The sequence below is a fragment of the Acinetobacter sp. TR3 genome, from assembly GCF_027105055.1.
Taxonomy (GTDB): domain Bacteria; phylum Pseudomonadota; class Gammaproteobacteria; order Pseudomonadales; family Moraxellaceae; genus Acinetobacter.
The window spans coordinates 975,808-994,261 of the sequence record NZ_CP114264.1 but is presented as its reverse complement, the minus strand read 5'-3'; the positions used below and the strand labels follow the sequence as shown (position 1 = coordinate 994,261).

Sequence of the window (18,454 nt, the reverse complement as noted above, 5' to 3'; positions counted from 1 at the left end):
TATCGTGCAACAAATTAAACGTATGCTTTAAGCACAGCGTCTTTTGCCATCACGCTTTGTAAAGCATCTAAAACTTGAAGTGAGTTTGTATTTTTGCTTGAATAAATTTCAGCAAAGTTTGCTTTAGACACAGCAAAGAAGCGAGCTTTGTCGTTGGCTTTAATTTGCATTAATTCGGCAAGTACATTTAAACTTTCGCCTTGACCAACTGCCATATCACGCGCTAAAGACTCTGCATTTTCATTGGTAAATGTCACAACTTGAGCCGTTACTGTACCACCTTGACGGCATCCTAAAGTACCGAACGTAATCCCTAATAATTGGTTGGTAAAAATTCCATTGGTTGTTGCTGCAAGGATTTTAGGTGCAATACCTTTTTGACCTGCCCAAATTTGTGTACCAGCACCGCAACCAACATCATTATCAGCCATTGCAACACTTGAGCCAGCTGCTAGCAAAGCTGCTAATGCAATTTTTTTTAACATAAGAAATGTCTCCAGTCTCAATTATTTTTAACTATTTGTTATCACTATTGTGCTGTGTAATTGTTCTTACACAAAGATTAACATAACGAGGTTAAACTTTTTTAGCAAATAAATTTTGAAATATATATGAAATATTTATAACAAAAAGGAGCTCAATAAAAGCTCCATTTGCACGACTATAATCTTTTAGCGCAATCGCCAAGATCCATTTTTATCCCGCACACCTAATATTTTTAAAACCAAGACTAAACTTAAAAGTAATAATAGATACCAAGAACCTAACTTGCCCCAACCCACCATATGCCAAGCATCAACTTGGCTTGGATAAAGCCAAATTTTATAGAAAGTACTGATGTTCTCTGCAATCCAAATCAAAAAAGCAAGCAACAATAAAATCGGTAGCATAGGCACTTTAAAACGATGTTGCTGCAACTGAAAATAAAGCCGAGTTTTCCAAAAAATTACGATGCTCCAAATAAATAGCGCAAGACGAATATCAGGAATAAAAAACTTGCTCATAAAGTTAAGGTAAGACAACACTGCCAAACACAGCATATTGCCAAAATTCGGCAAATTCTCGAATGAAACATTATAGAGTCGCAAAGAACGAGCAAAAAAACTACCCACTGCTGAATACATAAACCCTGCAAACAATGGCACAGTCAGTAATTTAAATATGGCTGGTTGGGGATATTGCCATGAGGCAATCGCTGGATGCGTGAGGAAAATTTCCATCCCCATTGCCATGATATGAAACAAGGCTATCACTTTCGCTTCAGCCCATGATTCAAGCTTTAAATAAATTAGACAGGTTTGAATAATCAGCGCATAAAATAACAAATAATCGTAACGAAAAAAGCCCCAATATTCATGACTTCCCATCGGTGCGGTGACTGCAAATGCAATCAAAAGCAACAACCCAAATAAGGCAGCCGAAGCTGCCTTAGTCATGAAATTTAGGGATAATACGATCAACTGCACAAAATGAATCCTAGCGTGTTTAGTCTTGAAATATGCTCAATATCAACCTAAATATTTTGCGCTGTATTCATGTACAGTATCGACAAAAATCTTAGGTTGGGCAGGATCAACCCATTGGGTAATGCCATGACCTAAGTTTGCGATATACCCTGTTTTCTCACCATTTGCATACGCATCATCCAACATCGCTTTCACAGATTTTTCAATTGAAGCAGCTGAGCCATAGAGCACTGCTGGATCTAAGTTTCCTTGTAGGGCAGCTCGACCAGCAACCACATCACGTGCAGTATAAAGTGGTGTAGTCCAATCTAGACCAAACGCATCAGCACCTGTGGTCAACATTGTCTCCAACCACTGACCGCCACCTTTGGTGAATACAATAATCGGAATACGTTGACCATCTTTTTCACGTTGCAGTCCTGCAATAATCTTGGTCATATAGTTCAGTGAGAATTCAATATATTCCCTATGCGCTAGCGCACCACCCCAGCTATCAAAAATTTGAATTGCTTGAGCACCTGCATCAATTTGTGCATTCAGATAATCAATCACTGAATCAGCAAGATGATCAAGTAAGGCATGTAACACTTCAGGTTGCGCATACATCATATTCTTAATGAAGCGGAATTCTTTACTTGAACCACCTTCAACCATATAGGTTGCTAAAGTCCAAGGGCTGCCCGAAAAACCAATCAGCGGCACTTGTCCATTTAAAGCAGATCGAATCGTTGAAACTGCATTCATGACATAAGCTAGATCTGATTTAGAATTTAGTTTAGGTAAATTCGCCACATCTTGTTCAGTGCGCACTGTTTTATGAAACTTTGGTCCTTCACCTGTTTCAAAATACAAACCCAGACCTAAAGCATCAGGTATAGTCAAAATATCAGAAAATAAAATCGCAGCATCAAGCTCATAGCGGCGTAACGGTTGTAATGTTACTTCGCAGGCAAATTCAGTATTTTTACATAGAGATAAGAAATCTCCTGCCTGAGCACGAGTTTCACGATATTCTGGTAAATAACGCCCTGCTTGACGCATCATCCAAACGGGTGTGGTGTCTACAGGTTCACGTAATAAAGCTCGTAAAAAACGATCATTTTTCAACGTTGTCATTACCAATCTCTAAATTTTTTCATGTTGAGTGCATCATAGCAAAGTTAACCTCGAATTTATAATTGAAAACCCATACAACAAATCAGACTTCAACTATTTTTTTTACTTGGACACAAAACTGCTACTGCAAGCTGTTCTATTTTCTGTAATACTTGCAATATCTTATATCTCAATATGAATAATTCTTAAGGTTGAATTACATGTTTGTTCGCTCATTACTCGCTATGAGTTTAAGTTGTATTCTTGCTAATGTTGCTTTTGCTGCCCCAACAACTGAGCAACCATTAAATCCAAAAAAAATCTCAGCTCCAGTTCAAGATCCTATTGACCCATTATCTATCGAGCGTTCTGCTGCATCGAGTGTAATGGCTCAATCAGCATCAAGTGTTGCTGTTCAAGCTGCTTCTGAGCCACAAGTCAATACGGGAGCTGCTTCGGCAATATCTCAAAAACTAGAAAATGCACCCGATACCACGACTACAACAGCACCAGCTGTCAAAGTTTCATGGACTTTAGACAGTTTGAATACAGCTGACTGGTATGAAAATATTGGTAAAGGTCAATTTCCTGTATATGCACGTGCACATGTGATGCTCAACAATGCTCATGCTTCACCTGGTGCAATTGATGGCTCAAATGGTAAAAATACACTAAAAGCAATTGCTTCATTTCAACAAATGAATGGCCTTACACCAACAGGTCAATTGACTAAAGAAACTTGGGATGCTTTAGTCGCTCAACAAAACAAACCAACATATATTGAATACACGATCACGGATGCGGACTTAAAAGGTCCATATGCGGATTCAATTCCTGCTGACTATGCACTACAAGCAAAAATGAAAGGTTTGTACTACACGCGTGTAACAGAGATGTTGGGCGAAAAGTTTCATATGGATGAAGGTTTCCTCAAAAAACTAAATCCAACTGCAACGTTCAAAAAAGCAGGCGAAAAAATTATTGTTGCCAATGTGCGCAATGATTTGCCAGAAGATATTCATTTAATTGTGGCACATAAAGGTGCTCGTCAACTTTATTTATTCAATAGTCGTAATCAAATGATCGCGTCATTTCCTGCGACAATTGGCAGTTCTGATACACCATCTCCAACGGGTACGTATAAGGTTGTAGGAGTGACTAAAAATCCATACTACAGTTATTCACCTTCAAATTTCGTTCAAGGCAATAACCTTAAACCGCTCATGTTACCACCTGGTCCAAACGCACCAGTTGGTAATATTTGGATCGGTTTAAGCAAGCGATCTTTTGGTATTCATGGGACACCGAATCCTTCTTTGATTTCGAAGACAGCATCACATGGTTGTATCCGTTTAACCAACTGGGATGCAAATGATTTAGGTGGAAAAGTACGTTCTGGCGTTACTGTAAAGTTCTTAGAATAATTTAGATTATTCAATAAAAAACCGAATACCATCAGTATTCGGTTTTTTTATCACGCTTTCTTTTATTCGACACTGGGCAAGGGTTGATAATAGATTTGGTTACGTCCAAGTTGTTTCGCTCTATATAGCGCTTTATCCGCAGTATGAATCACCGAATCTTGACTAGTTTTAGGATTGCCATTAAACACCGTAATACCCAAACTAATGGTCACATGATTAGAAACTAATGATTTTTCATGCGGAATCATCTGCCGATCAATCGCTCGATAGATATTGGTTGCTACAGCATATGCACCTTGAGCAGATGTTTCTGGTAAAAGCACAACAAATTCCTCGCCCCCATAACGTGCAATGAAATCCATGTGCCGAATTGAGCTTTTAATCGTTTTCGCAATCGCGGAAATAACTTGATCTCCCATCTGATGACCATAAAAATCGTTATAGTTTTTAAAATAATCAATATCTATAAATAATACTGACATTGCCTTACTTTCTTTACATGCGAGTTCATAGTAATAACTAAACATTTCTTCAAAAGTGCGTCTATTTGAGACCTTGGTTAACTCATCATGTTGGCTTAAATGTAGAAGCTCAGATGCTTGGAACCGCAAAATTTTTTCATCAATTTCAGCTATTTTAGTTTTTAGAAATAATTTTCTTTCCTTAGAGCTGAGCATTACACTAATCGAAAAACCCAACAATAGACTTCCTATAAACGTACGCCCTAACATTAAAAAATCACAGGGTACTTTGAGAAAGTATAACGACAATAAGATCACAATTGCTGCTGAAGAACCAATCCATAACATATGTTTGGGTTTAATCCCACTCAAAATAAAACCTAGCATATATAGGAATGCAATCAACACCATCGACTGGCTTTGCAACACTGCATTAGAAATACTCATCATCAATAAAGATGGAAAAAGAATTGTGCAAAACACAATCACACAGGTTGCAGGATAAAATAATGGGTTAAGCCGTCTAAAACGGGAAAATGCCCAAAATGAAAATAATGCAACACCCACCACAACCAAACTAAGAATGCTATATATAAGATCTAATAGAAAGTGAGTACTTGTTCGAATAACCAATAAGTTTGATGGTAAAATCAAAAGTACAAAAATCGTATACGTAATCACCCCTTGACCAAAGAACTGAATCGCATTAATTCTAGTTCGATCAATATTAAATTGCCAAAACTCATTTTCGAGTTGGGTCGGCAAATTTTTCTGTGTTTTCTTGGTTCTAGACTGTGTAATGACTAACTGTTCTAGATCTTCTTTTTCTTTACATAACTGCTTAATATCATATTGATTTTCCATCCCTTTCACTCTTCTTATAATACTGTATTCTTGTCCAACATAAAAATAACACAATTTCTTATATTTTCATGTGCTTTACGTAACCACTTATCCATAATTGTAGTTACCATTTTCGCACTATATGCATTATTATTTATATTATTTTTAAGCCTGAAGTACGCCTTGAATACGATTACACTTTTACAGCCAGATGATTGGCACGCCCACTTGCGTGATGGATTAGCTTTAAAACGTACTGTTCCAGATCTTGCGAAACAATTTGCACGTGCGATCTGTATGCCGAACTTGGTTCCACCAGTCAAAACTGTAGAAGAAGCTTTGGCATATCGAGATCGTATTCTCGCTCATGTTCCCGAAGGACTTCACTTTGACCCACGTATGGTGCTTTATTTTACAGATTTCACTTCCCCTCAAGAAGTTCTTAAAATTAAAGAATCTGAATATGTAAATGCGATCAAACTCTACCCCGCTGGCGCAACGACAAATTCAGATAATGGCGTTAGCGATATTCGTAAAGTCTATGCCGTGATTGAACAACTTGAAGAACACCAAGTCCCGTTATTGTTACATGGTGAGGTTACTCACAATCATGTCGATATTTTTGATCGTGAAAAAAGATTCTTAGATGAAATTTTGTCTCCGTTATTAAAACAGTTCCCAAAATTAAAAGTTGTGTTAGAACATATTACGACAAGTGACGCTGCAAATTTTGTACTTGAACAAGATCGTAATGTTGCCGCAACGATTACACCGCAACATTTGCTCTTCAATCGTAATGACATGTTGGTCGGTGGTGTGAAACCTCACTTCTATTGTTTGCCAATTTTAAAGCGTCAAACACATCAAACCACATTATTAGAAGTTGCAACTAGTGGTAATCCAAAATTCTTCTTAGGTACTGACAGTGCACCACATGCCCAGAATGCCAAAGAGAATGCATGTGGTTGTGCGGGTTGCTACAGTGCGCCAAATGCAATCGAATTGTATGCACAAGCCTTTGATCAAGTGGGTAAGTTAGAACGCTTAGAAGGTTTCGCAAGTATGTTCGGTGCTGACTTCTATGGCTTACCGCGTAATACTTCAACAATCACTTTGGTAAAAGAAGAAAATACAGTTGCTGAATCTTTTGATTATCTAGAAGATCAAAAAATCATTCCACTTCATGCAGGTAAAACACTGCAATGGAGAAAAGTGTGACACAAGAAGAAAACAAAGCTCCTGTGATTGGTCAGCGTTTTCGTGGATTCTTACCTGTTGTTGTTGATGTTGAAACAGCAGGTTTTAATTCTCAAACTGATGCATTACTTGAAATTGCTTGTATCCCGATTGTCTATGATGAGCAAGGTCAGTTCATACCTGGCCCATCATTCCATGCACACATCAATCCTTTTGAAGGTGCAAACTTAGATCGTCGCTCATTAGACTTCATTGGAATTGATCCTTTTAATCCGATGCGTGTAGCGATGGCCGAAGATGAGCGGACAGCTTTACGTCGTATTTTCAAATCACTCACGGAAGTCCGCAAAGCACAGCATTGTACCCATGCAGTATTGGTAGGACATAATGCTCACTTTGACTTAGGTTTTTTACAAGCTGCAATTGCTCGATCTGGTACAAAAAATCAGAATCCTTTTCATAGCTTTTCGGTATTTGATACTGTGACTTTGAGCGCAGTGATGTTTGGTCAAACTGTGTTAGCACGTGCATGTATTCAAGCTGGCATCGAGTTTGATGGTAAAGAAGCACACTCTGCTTTATACGATACGCAAAAAACTGCTGAACTGTTTTGCTATATTTTGAACAAACTGTCTCCTCATCTTCTTGACACTTTGGTGACAGAGCCCTAATATACACCCACCTCAAGAAGTCCCTATCGTCTAGAGGCCTAGGACATCGCCCTTTCACGGCGGTAACCGGGGTTCGAATCCCCGTAGGGACGCCAAATTCAAGAAAGCCACTGCATCTTTAAGACAGTGGCTTTTTTTATTGGTTCTTTATAAATAGAGTTGCTAAAAAATAATTATTTTGAAAAATCTATTTTATTATCCTTAGCATATTTTCTACCCTATACTAAAAATAGACCAAAACCATAAATTTAAACCTAATATGCAAATCCGTTTATTCCACTTACAAAATTCACGTTCTCAGCGCATCGTTTGGTTTTTAGAAGAATTAGGACTTCCCTACGAGTTAGTCATCAACCAACATTCAAACACAGATGAAAAGAAAAATTCACCGCATCAATTATCGAAATTTCCTACCCTTGAAATAATAAATCAAGAGCAAATTTTTATCTTAGCCGAAACTTCAGCGATTATTGATTACTTGTCTTATCTATATCCTCAGTTAAGGCAAAGTAAATTATTAGGACCACAACTTCAAAGTTTTTATTATTGGAAAAATTATTGTGAAGCCACATTTATTCCAGACCTATTACTCAAACAAATTTTTCACCAAATTGTACAACGTACGCCATTTCCTGTTCGCTTCGTTTCAAAGTTTTTAAAATATGGATTTGATCAAGGCTATTTAAATCCATCGTTACAGCAACAAATGACCATAATTGATAAGCATTTAAAAGATCACTTATGGTTTGCTGGAGATCAATTTACGATTGCAGATATTTTGATGTGGTTTCCATTATTGGCTTGCTCGCAAAATGACCATCAATTTAAACATATACAGCGTTATTTAGCCCAAATAGAAAACAGACCCGCCTTTAAAAAATCTTTAATTAAAGGGCAATGGTCTGCTTCTACATTTCAGTCCTATTGGACAATTGCGTGGTAATTCAGTTATGCCGATTTACGCGAATTGACTCGACCTTTAACTACAGCCTTAATATTGCCTTTTGCATAATTTAAAAACACAATTAAAGGTGACAATTTAGGATTTGGTTTTTTACCTTGTCCAATGGCCTTGAATTGTGCTGCATACCAAATGATTTCCATGATTGCCATTTTATCGACAAAAGGAATCCCTGTTTTAATTTGATTCACGGCATAACGTACATCATTGCCTGCAATTAAACGATCTGTTAAATCAGTTTCAACTGCCAATGGACGTGCAATACCAATAAAATCACATGCACCACTTTGAAGTGCTGCATTCATTCCTGCTACTGTACGGAAACCACCCGTTACCATCAATTTACACGCCACATGTTGGCGAATCTTTTCAGCAAATTCTAAGAAATAAGCTTCTCGTGCAATGGTACTGGCTTTACGTGATTCAGCTTTAGCACCCGCCATTGCAGGTGCTTCATACGTACCACCTGAGATTTCAATAATATCAATACCAGCTTCATCAATGGTTTTGAATACGGTAATGACATCTTCCTCAGTAATCCCACCGCGTTGGAAATCAGCTGAATTAAGTTTCACAGAAATGATAAAGTTTTCTGATGTTGCAGCACGGACAGCCTTATAAATTTCAACCAAGAAACGCATACGGTTCTCAATCGAACCACCCCATTGATCGGTACGTTTATTGGTTAATGGAGATAGAAATTGACTAATCAGATAACCATGCGCACCATGAAGCTGCACACCTTCAAATCCTGCTTTTTCACACACTGCTGCGGCTGTTGCAAAACGTTGAATAATATCTAAGATTTCTTCATGTTTAAGTTCTCGGGGAGTTCCAAACATTGCTGCAAGCATGGGACTAAAAGGAACTGCTGATGGTGCAACAGTTTCTTTATTCAAACCTTTCGGACATTGGCGACCAGGGTGAGACAATTGAATTAATTGCACCATGCCATATTTTTTACCAACATCAGCCCATTGCTTTAATTTTGCTAAGTCACGTTCAGTTTCAATCGCAACCACACCAGGTTCATTCTTGGCAGCAATATTGACCATCACATTGCCTGTAATCGCACAACCTAAACCGCCTTTTGCCCATGCCTCATACAAGCCTATGTGCAATTCATTTGGCTGCCCTTCGTGATTAGCAAGTGCTTCACTCATTGCCCCTTTTATAATGCGGTTTTTAAATGTGGTATTACGAATTTGAATACTGTCTGCAATCTGACTCATGGTCATCCCCTGTCTCAATTAGAGTATTTACTCTAATTTAATCTGATTATTGTAAGTGTCAAGCGTTCTTCCGATAAACTGACAATATCACATGTCAATTTAATTTCAATGCTAATATTCACTCGCGGCAATCAATTGACGGGTATACGCCGTTTGAGGCTGACTAAATAAAAGTGCTGTTGCTTGATATTCCAATACTTTCGCCTGATGCATCACCATGACTTTTTGGCACAAGGCTTTAATGACTTGCAAGTCATGACTGATAAACACATAACTGATCTGCTCTTGTTGCTGCAAACGGCGTAACAGTTGAATCATCGCCATTTGAGTGCTGCGATCTAATGCAGAAGTCGGCTCATCCAAAATCATCAATTTAGGCTTTAAAACCAAAGCGCGTGCCAGTGCGACCCTTTGTCGTTGACCACCTGAAAGTTGATGCGGATATTTGTTTTTATCCTCCAAAGAGAGTTCAACTTTCGTTAAAACGTCATCAATTTCCTCATCAGATCGTTGCTTGGTAATATTTTGAAGGTGAAGCCCTTCCGCAATAATTTGCTCAACAGACATACGAGGATTCAAGCTACTAAATGGATCTTGGAATACAATTTGAAAATCACGGCGTAGGGTGCGAAGTTGTTTTTGATTGAGTTGATTTAAGTTATGGGAATGCAAGAAAATTTCTCCTTCACTTGAAATCAAACGTGCAATTGCCAAAGCCAATGATGATTTTCCCGAACCACTCTCACCAACAATACCCAAAGCCTCGCCTTTGGACAAATTGAAATTTATTGAGTCCGCTGCGACTTTATACGTTTTAATTTGGTTCAATAAACCACGTTTGATAGGATACTTGACCGTGACATTTTTTAGTTCAAGTAATTTTTCACTTGGTGCTATTAATAGAGCTTGTCCAAAATCATGATTAAGTAAATTTCGTGTGTATGCCGTTTGAGGATGTGTAAAGATATCAATGGTATTGCCCTGCTCTTCTACGTGACCTTGATTCAGAACAACGACATGATCTGTATATTGCTTAACAAGATTTAGATCATGGCTAATCAAAATCATCGCCATGTTTCGTTGCTCTTGGAGTTTTTTTAACAACGTGAGAATCTGAGCTTGCAACACAACATCCAAAGCCGTTGTTGGTTCGTCCGCAATCAAAATCTCTGGCTCTAAAGCTAGAGCCATCGCCAACATCACACGCTGTCGTTGCCCACCCGACAACTCATGTGGATAGCATTTAAGAATTTGCGCTGCTTCAGCAATCCCAACATCCTGCAATAAAGAAAGTGTCTGTTGTCGAATATCCGCTTTAGAAACACCTTGCAAGATCAGGCTTTCAGCCATCATTTTTTCTACACGATGCAAAGGATTCAACGCAGTCATTGGTTCTTGGAAAATAATGGCAATCCGCTTGCCTCGAATCTGCTGTAACTGAATTGGACTTAAAGACAACAGCGCTTGACCTGCAAACTCAACTTGTCCTTGTACTGTTAGATTATTAGGTAACAATCCCAATAAAGCTAACGCACTGATTGATTTACCAGACCCACTTTCTCCCACAATCGCAACAGTCTGTGCAGGATAAACATCAAAACTCAAATCTTCCACAAGACGATGTCCTGTTTCATTTTGAATACTGAGTCGCTTAACTCTTAATAAAGCTGGATTTGAAACAGTATTATCGTCTTGGGTCAAATGCATCACGTGCCGCCTCCCCAATATAAATCAATAAAGACAATACAATCGCCAAAGTAAAGAATCCTGAAAGCACCAGCCAAGGTGCATCGAGATTATTTTTGCCTTGCAATAACAACTCCCCAAGTGAAGCGGCATCAGCAGGTAAACCATAACCCAGAAAATCCAATGCAGTTAAAGCGATAATATTGGCGGTCAACATAAAAGGTATTTGCGACAAGCTAGAACTCATGGCATTGGGTAAAATATGCTTAAAGATAATTTGATGATCACGAACACCTAATGCTTGAGCCGCACGAACATAGTCAAAATTTCGGGCACGTAAAAACTCTGCTCTGACTAATCCCACTAACTCTGTCCAACCAAACAACAACATGATCAAAAACAACCAATACACACTAGGGCTAAACATACTGACCAAAATCATGACGATAAAAAGCATAGGTAAACCACCCCACACTTCCAGAATCCTCTGCCCAATCAAGTCAATCCATCCCCCATAATAGCCTTGTATTGCACCGACAATAACACCGATCACAGCGGAACAAAGTGTCAGAGCAAATCCAAATAGGAGAGAAACACGCAAACCGTAGAGAATACGAGCGAATACATCTCGTCCCTGATCATCTGTTCCAAGCCAATTTTGTGAACTCGGTTTGGAGGGAACTGGTACAGTAAGCGAAAGATTTGGTGACTGATAAGAAAATGCAACGAGTGGAGAAATCATCCATCCTTGATTCTGAATCAGCTGTTTTACCGCAGGGTCTTGATAATCTGTCGCCGTTTCAAAAACACCACCAAACGTGGTTTCTGGATAATCTTTAAAAATAGGAAAATACAAGGACTGCTGATAACGAACCAACAAAGGTTTATCGTTGGCGATCAATTCCGCAAATAATGACAAAATAAAAATGATTAAAAATAGAATGAGACAACGGACACCCAATTTATTTTGTCTAAAACGGTGAAATCGTGCGCGCATCAGCGGTGACATCATGTTCCACCTCTCGCTTCAAAATCAATCCGAGGGTCAATCATTTGATAGAGCAAATCGCCAATTAAACGTAAGATCATTCCAAATAAGGTAAATAAAAATAAGGTTCCAAAAATCACAGGATAATCACGTTGGGTGATCGCCTCAAAACCCAATAAACCAATCCCATCGAGATTAAAAATAATTTCGATAAATAAATTGCCGACAAAGAAAATACCGACCAATGCTTCGGGTAAAGCTGCAACCACCACCAAAATCGCATTACGAAAAACATGCCCATAAAGTACCTGATTGTCATTTAAACCTTTTGATCGTGCCGTCAGAACATACGGTTTCTTTAATTCTTCTACAAAAGAATATTTGGTCAGATAGGTTCGTGCAGCAAAACTCCCCAATACCATACTCAGAATCGGTAAACTCATGTGCCATAGATAGTCTTTTATTTTTGCCAATAGGCTGAGTTGAGTAAAGTTTTCAGAGACCAACCCTTGTAATGGAAACCATTGTAGATAACTGCCCCCAGCAAAAAAAACGATGAGCAGAATGGCAAAGACAAATGATGGAATGGCATAACTCACCGCAAGTAATAACGAAGTAGATTGATCAAACAGTAAACCATTGTTTTTGGCTTTTTTAATTCCCAGTGGGATCGCAATCAAATAAATGAGAAAAGTACTCCATATTCCCAAAGACAGCGTGACAGGCAACTTTTCATAGAGCAGTTGTGTTACAGGTTTATCTTTAAAAAAACTGGTGCCAAAATCCAAGGTGAGATAGCCCTTGAGCATTAACCAAAAACGTTCATATGCAGGACGATCAAAACCATACTGTGCTTTGATCTTTTCAATCATCTCTGGACTTAACCCACGCGCCCCTTGATATTGAGCCAAGGTACTCAAACTGGATTGGGCATTATTCCCAACACCTAAACCTTGCGCATTCTGAATTTGCTGAATGGCTTGTTCGACAGGGCCACCTGGTGCAATTTGCACAATCGTAAAATTAATCAATAAAATGAAAAATAAAGTTGGGATCATCAATAACATTCTTTTCAGAATATAGTGAACCATCTAATAAGATCCTTAATTATTTTAAGTCAGATTTTCGTATAGGTTGGTCGAGTTTCTTCGCTTTCGTTCCATCCACCCACCAATATTCCCATCCTATAGAAAGCTTCGGTTTAATTTGAGGTTGCTGATAGATATCCCAATAAGCAAACCATCGCTCAGGTTTACCATAGGTCAGAATTTGATAATAACCTGCGCGTAATAAACGATCGAGTACATGTGTATAGAGCACCACATCTTCACGGCTTTTGGCTGCCACAATTTTCTCGATCATCTGATCAATTGCTGGGTTCTTTATCCCTGAATAGTTATAATTTCCTGCTTCATCCGCAGCAGCACTCCCCCAAAACTGGGCTTGCTCCTTACCAGGTGTCAAAGTTTGTGGCAATTTCAACATCATCATATCAAAATCTTGGTGGCGGATTCGCTCCATATATTGTGGAACATCCACCTGTCTAAGATTGACTTGGATTCCTAAACGATTCAAATTACGCACAAAAGGCATCAACTCACGTTGTGGATTTTCTTGCTGCATTAATAATTCAATACGAACCGCTTTACCCTGTCGATCATATAACTGATTACGACGAATTACATAACCTGCATCTTTTAAAATCTGTTGTGCAACCAATAAATTCTGCCGATTAAAACCACTCGCATCCGAAATAGGATAATGCCAATCGGCTAAAAGCCCCTGTCGCATGACTGAATTTAGTTGAGCGAAGAAAGGTTTCAGTACTTTTAACTCTTTAGCACTGGGTCGACCTGTTGCAGCCAAATCTGTATTATCAAAATAGCTTTGCAAACGCCAATTTTGATTAAAGAATAAAGCCTTATTTTGCCATTCAAAATCATAAGCATACGTAAGTGCTTTACGAAGATGAATATCATTCAGTGGTGAACGACGAATATTAAATACCAAGCTTTGAATATCGAGTGGTGTCCCCAAACGTGCTTTGTATTTTTTGATCTGACCTGCTTGCACGGCGGGAAAATGATAAGCTGTAACCCAATTTCGGATATTTTTTTCTTCATACAAATTGAATTGTCGAGATTTAAAACCCTCAAAACTGACGTCTAAATTCCGATAATACACATATTTGAGTCGATCAAAATTATAACGTCCTTTATTGACAGGCAAATCTTTTGCCCAATAGTTCGGACTGCGTTTATAGGTGATACTCCGCCCTGCATCAATTCGATCAACAATATAAGGCCCTGAACCGACAATCGGTTGTAGTGTCACACGCGTAAAATCTTTATTTTTCCAATCCAATTTTGAATAGATCGGTAGACTCGCCAGAATCAGTGGCATTTCCACATTGTTCTTGGACTTAAAAATAAATTTGACCTGATACTTAGAAATCACTTCTGTTTTTGCTAAATCAGACAAATACATTTGAAAACCTAAATTGGCTTTCGTTTGGTAGGTATCAAAGGTGAATTTAACATCTTCTGCGGTCAAAGGCTGACCATTGTTAAAACGGGCTTGAGGATTTAAATGAAAGGTCACATCTTTAAGATGATCAGGATCATAACTCACCTTCTCTGCGAGTAACGGGTACATGACGCGTGGCTCATCTAAAGCACGATCCATTAAACTATCAAAAAGATAATTCACCCCTTCAGTAGAACTCCCTTTGCCATTCATGCTATTTAAATTATCGAATGTCCCCAAGCTAGATTGGCTAAGGATTCCACCTTTTGGCGCATTCGGATTGGCATAAGGCATCGAACTCAACTTTGCATATTTGGGTTGAACATGAATGGCTAAATAAGGTGTGGTCTGCATCGTCGCAAATGAAAGCTGAACAAAAAGGCTTAATCCATAAAATAGACTAAGCCTTTTAAATAAAACAAATGAATTCATTAACAATTACAGATTTGGTACTTTAATCACATCACCAATCCGCAATTGAGTACTTGGAGTGAGATCATTCATTTCAGCAAGCGCACTGGTATCCATCCCATATTTACTTGCTAAACCAATCAAAGTATCACCACGTTTTACTTTATATTCAGTCACTGTTTTAGGGACAGAAATACTTTGACCACGTTGTAAACTTGCATTGGCTTTCAGATCATTTAACTCTGCTAATTCACGACCTGACAAACCAAAACGGCTTGCAATACTATTCAAAGACTCGCCTGCTTTAACCGTATATTTTTCAGTATTCTTGCTTGGCACTGACTTTGAACTATTCTTACTATTTTCCGCTTTTGCTGTTTCTGCTTTTGGTACATCACCTGTGAGTTTCAGTTTTTGACCCACACGAACGCTACTACCACGAGATAAGCCATTTAAAGCGGTCACATAATCCAGTTGTAAATAATAGCGACTCGCAATATTGCCTAAAGTGTCTCCAGATTTAACTGTATAAATATCTGGCGCAGTTTCTTGCTTATCCTTATCTTTTGACTTGCTATTACTGCTCACATTATTTTTGCTTGACACGTCACCTGTGAGTTTTAGCTTTTGTCCAACGCGAACGCCTGCTGTGCGTTCCAAACCATTTAGATCAGCAATATAATTCACGGTAAGCTCATATTTACTGGCGATTGCATTTAAGCTATCACCAGATTGCACCACATACTGCTCAGGAATCGTTGAACCTGCTGGAATCTTTAAAACCTGACCTAAACGCACACTTTTATTGGTTTTCAGGTTATTCAGTTCAGCCAATTCACTCAATGTAATTTTAGATTTTGTTGCGATACTCGATAAAGTATCACCACGCTGTACAATATAGGACTCTGTTTTATAATGACTCGATGCAGTTACATTTTCATATTTAACCGTATTTTTAGGCTCAGCCACTTCTTCAGTTTTTGAGACCTCATGCTGTGGTACATTAATTTTTTGCCCCACAGACAAATTGCTATTCGCAGTCAAACCTGAGGTTAAATCAGCCAGCTCTTGATTAGATAAAGCATAACGATCAGCAATCAACTTTAAATATTCACCACGTTTCACCGTATAAGACTTCGTAGCAACCTTCGGGGCAATAGATGCTTTCGTTTCTGTGCTACGCGTTGATTGTGGTGGAGTCGTTGGAGTATTACGTGTATTATTTTTTGGTTCTTTTAACGATAATTTTTGCCCAACAAATAAATTATCAGTGACTGACAAATTATTATAGTCAGCTAACTGTTTCAGGCTTAAATCAAAACGTGCTGCTAAATTGGTGAGGTTATCTCCTGATTGTACGACATAACTCTCAGGTTTGCGCTCAACCACTTTCGGTGGCTCAATCACTTGCGGTTTTGCATCATACAAATACAAGCTTGCACCTACAAATAACGTACCTGTTGGATCAATCTGGTTCCACGTTGCGATATCACGCCAATTCACCCCGTTCTTTTGTGCAATGAATGCGAGGGTATCGCCAGGTAGTACAACGTAGGTGCTACGCTTGCCTTTCGGTGCAACCACAACCACATCGGTATCGGTTTTAATATACGGCTTTCCTTGATTGCGCTTCGCATCTTCACTATTTGCAGTTGTCGCATCTTCAACTAAGTTTTTCGGATACGCAAAGCCCTTGCTGACCTCAACTCCTTTCTGATCAGCAACAGATTGGCTGGTTTGAATTGCTGTTAATTTAATCTTGCCATCAAATGGGTCGACAATTTCTGTACCTTGTGGCGCAATCGCTTTGATTTCAGCAACGACTTGATCTTTTTCTGCTTGTGTCGCTTGTGGTTCTAATACTTGAGTAACTGTTTTCTTCTCGCCCGTTTCTTTTACAGCGGCAATAATTTGTTCACGCTCTTTAACCGAAATCGGTGGCTCAATCTTAACTGGCTTTACATTTTCTGCGGGTGTAATCGCAACAGGAATACGCGGGGCACTAGGCACATCGGCAGCAGCAGCAAATGAAGCTAATGCATCAGAACCTTTTGGTGTATTAGTTTTAGTCAGCGTTGATGTTGTTGGGCGCGTTGCTACTGTATTACTTGCTGTTAAAGGCGGTGGTGTCTTAGTTGACGGTGTAATCGTCTGACCAGAGTTGGTTGTTGTACGAACTGTTGTCGTAACCACATTCGATGGGTTATTCATCGCAGGTGGTTGGCTATTGCTTGCCCAGAAACCACCTGAACTTACTTTTCCAGAACGCAATTTCGTATCAACTGACGGACTTAAATCTGCGGGAATTAAAATGCGCATTGGACTGGTTGAGTCAACCATTTCTCCACGATGTGCAGGGTTTAATGCATAGAGTTCAGCACGACTTAAACCTGTAATCGAAGCAATTTGATTCAATTCTAAAGGCCCAGCCAGACCTACTTCACGAAAGTGAGGTCGGTTCGCAATTGGAGGTAACGCAACACCATATGCACTTGGATTTTTAATAATCTGCGCTACCGCTAAAAAGCGCGGTACATAGTTCATGGTTTCTTGTGGGAGCTTTAATGACCAATAATCTGTTGGCAAGCCTGCCGCACGATTACGGTTAATGGCTTGTTGAATGCGACCCGGCCCTGCATTATAAGCAGCCAAAGCCAATTCCCATGAACCAAATTGATTATATAAACTCCCTAAAAATTCATAAGCAGCACGCGTCGACTCAACCACATCACGGCGACCATCATATAAACTGGTTTGCTGCAAACCATAAATACGTCCCGTACTTGGGATAAATTGCCATAGACCTGCTGCTGCTGCACTACTGGTTGCAGCCGGGTCATAAGAACTTTCAATAACAGGAAGTAAAGCCAATTCGGTTGGCATACCACGACGTTCAGCTTCTTTAACCGTGTGATACAAATAACGACTGGCACGCGCGCTTAAGCGATCTAAATATGGTTGACGAGAAATAAACCAACTACGTTGTGCTTCAATACGAGAATCCCAATGGTTTAAATCCATTTTGAATCCAACCGTCATTCGCTTCCACACATCACCGTGCTTCAGTACCAATAAACGATCACCTTCAACAGCGCGCATATCGGTAGCTGATAATAAATCTTCTAAAGAATCTAAACTACTTGCATCCAAATAACCTGAACCAACTTGCTTAGATGAGGATACTTTATTTGACTGTGGAGTTGAGGAACAACCTGTCGTGATTCCCAACGCAGTTAGAGCAGAAGTGAGTACAGTGATTTTGAATAATGATGTTGCAGATGTTCGCAGCACCAATGTGTTCGATTTATACATAAAAACTTCCAGTCAACTCACGCTAGTTTATTTCTTTGATTTGCCATTGTAGTAAAGCATGTCACTTAGACAAGGCAATAATTTAACGTGATTTGCATGGAAATGTTACAAGAAATTAAAAAATATGAGTTTTGTAACCGTTCAACACCCGAATTAAGCTTTAAAATATAACTTATCTAGC

14 protein-coding genes and 1 tRNA gene are annotated in these 18,454 nt (G+C 39.0%); 5 read left to right on the top strand and 10 right to left on the bottom strand.

Annotation, left to right across the window (positions count from 1 at the left end):
- Nucleotides 1-14: 14 nt before the first annotated feature.
- The 3 genes from O1449_RS04705 to hemE all read right to left on the bottom strand — a co-directional run bounded on the left by O1449_RS04705 (nucleotide 15) and on the right by hemE (nucleotide 2,582).
- A complete protein-coding gene (locus O1449_RS04705) occupies nucleotides 15-485 on the bottom strand; it encodes a DUF3015 family protein (RefSeq protein ID WP_004663119.1) in 471 nt (156 codons plus the stop codon).
- A gap of 186 nt (nucleotides 486-671) precedes the next feature.
- Nucleotides 672-1,436: a DUF817 family protein gene (locus O1449_RS04700; RefSeq protein ID WP_420002356.1), complete on the bottom strand. Its 765-nt coding sequence runs from the start codon at nucleotides 1,434-1,436 to the stop codon at nucleotides 672-674.
- 72 nt (nucleotides 1,437-1,508) lie between these two features.
- Nucleotides 1,509-2,582, bottom strand: coding sequence for a uroporphyrinogen decarboxylase (hemE, locus tag O1449_RS04695; RefSeq protein ID WP_269239306.1), 1,074 nt, complete (start codon nucleotides 2,580-2,582; stop codon nucleotides 1,509-1,511).
- A 200-nt stretch (nucleotides 2,583-2,782) separates the two neighbouring features.
- On the opposite strand from hemE, the gene O1449_RS04690 reads away from it, so the two are divergent.
- Entirely contained in the window at nucleotides 2,783-3,985 is a 1,203-nt protein-coding gene (locus tag O1449_RS04690) for a L,D-transpeptidase family protein (protein ID WP_269228372.1), read from the top strand.
- Nucleotides 3,986-4,047: 62 nt separating this feature from the next.
- On the opposite strand, the gene O1449_RS04685 is transcribed toward O1449_RS04690, so the two are convergent.
- Nucleotides 4,048-5,310, bottom strand: coding sequence for a GGDEF domain-containing protein (locus O1449_RS04685; RefSeq protein ID WP_269239305.1), 1,263 nt, complete (start codon nucleotides 5,308-5,310; stop codon nucleotides 4,048-4,050).
- Nucleotides 5,311-5,472: 162 nt separating this feature from the next.
- Here O1449_RS04685 and pyrC point away from each other — a divergent pair, with 162 nt between their 5' ends.
- From pyrC to O1449_RS04665, 4 genes are all read left to right on the top strand, one after another.
- Complete coding sequence (pyrC, locus tag O1449_RS04680; RefSeq protein WP_034602647.1) at nucleotides 5,473-6,507, top strand: dihydroorotase; 1,035 nt, start codon at nucleotides 5,473-5,475, stop codon at nucleotides 6,505-6,507.
- Nucleotides 6,492-7,157, top strand: a complete 666-nt coding sequence (gene rnt, locus O1449_RS04675) for a ribonuclease T (RefSeq protein WP_269228374.1) — start codon at nucleotides 6,492-6,494, stop codon at nucleotides 7,155-7,157. Before pyrC ends, rnt begins: the two co-directional genes overlap by 16 nt.
- A 19-nt stretch (nucleotides 7,158-7,176) precedes the next feature.
- Nucleotides 7,177-7,252: transfer RNA gene (locus tag O1449_RS04670), tRNA-Glu, on the top strand.
- Between the two features lie 164 nt (nucleotides 7,253-7,416).
- Entirely contained in the window at nucleotides 7,417-8,100 is a 684-nt protein-coding gene (locus O1449_RS04665) for a glutathione S-transferase (protein ID WP_269239304.1), read from the top strand.
- Between the two features lie 5 nt (nucleotides 8,101-8,105).
- On the opposite strand, the gene O1449_RS04660 is transcribed toward O1449_RS04665, so the two are convergent.
- The 6 genes from O1449_RS04660 to O1449_RS04635 form a co-directional block, all read right to left on the bottom strand.
- Nucleotides 8,106-9,350 (bottom strand): NADH:flavin oxidoreductase/NADH oxidase family protein, encoded by a 1,245-nt coding sequence (locus O1449_RS04660; RefSeq protein WP_269228376.1) that lies wholly within the window; start codon nucleotides 9,348-9,350, stop codon nucleotides 8,106-8,108.
- A 111-nt stretch (nucleotides 9,351-9,461) separates the two neighbouring features.
- Nucleotides 9,462-11,057: an ABC transporter ATP-binding protein gene (locus tag O1449_RS04655; RefSeq protein WP_269230463.1), complete on the bottom strand. Its 1,596-nt coding sequence runs from the start codon at nucleotides 11,055-11,057 to the stop codon at nucleotides 9,462-9,464.
- The gene (locus O1449_RS04650; protein ID WP_269228377.1) at nucleotides 11,035-12,045 is read right to left on the bottom strand and encodes an ABC transporter permease; all 1,011 of its coding nucleotides are present in this window, start codon (nucleotides 12,043-12,045) and stop codon (nucleotides 11,035-11,037) included. Before O1449_RS04650 ends, O1449_RS04655 begins: the two co-directional genes overlap by 23 nt.
- A complete protein-coding gene (gene yejB, locus O1449_RS04645; protein ID WP_269228378.1) occupies nucleotides 12,045-13,115 on the bottom strand; it encodes a microcin C ABC transporter permease YejB in 1,071 nt (356 codons plus the stop codon). Before yejB ends, O1449_RS04650 begins: the two co-directional genes overlap by 1 nt.
- Before the next feature lie 16 nt (nucleotides 13,116-13,131).
- Nucleotides 13,132-14,982 (bottom strand): extracellular solute-binding protein, encoded by a 1,851-nt coding sequence (locus O1449_RS04640; protein WP_269228379.1) that lies wholly within the window; start codon nucleotides 14,980-14,982, stop codon nucleotides 13,132-13,134.
- Between the two features lie 6 nt (nucleotides 14,983-14,988).
- Nucleotides 14,989-18,273 carry a lytic transglycosylase gene (locus O1449_RS04635; protein WP_269239303.1) on the bottom strand — a complete coding sequence of 1,095 codons (3,285 nt, stop codon included), beginning with the start codon at nucleotides 18,271-18,273 and terminating at the stop codon, nucleotides 14,989-14,991.
- Nucleotides 18,274-18,454 lie beyond the last annotated feature (181 nt).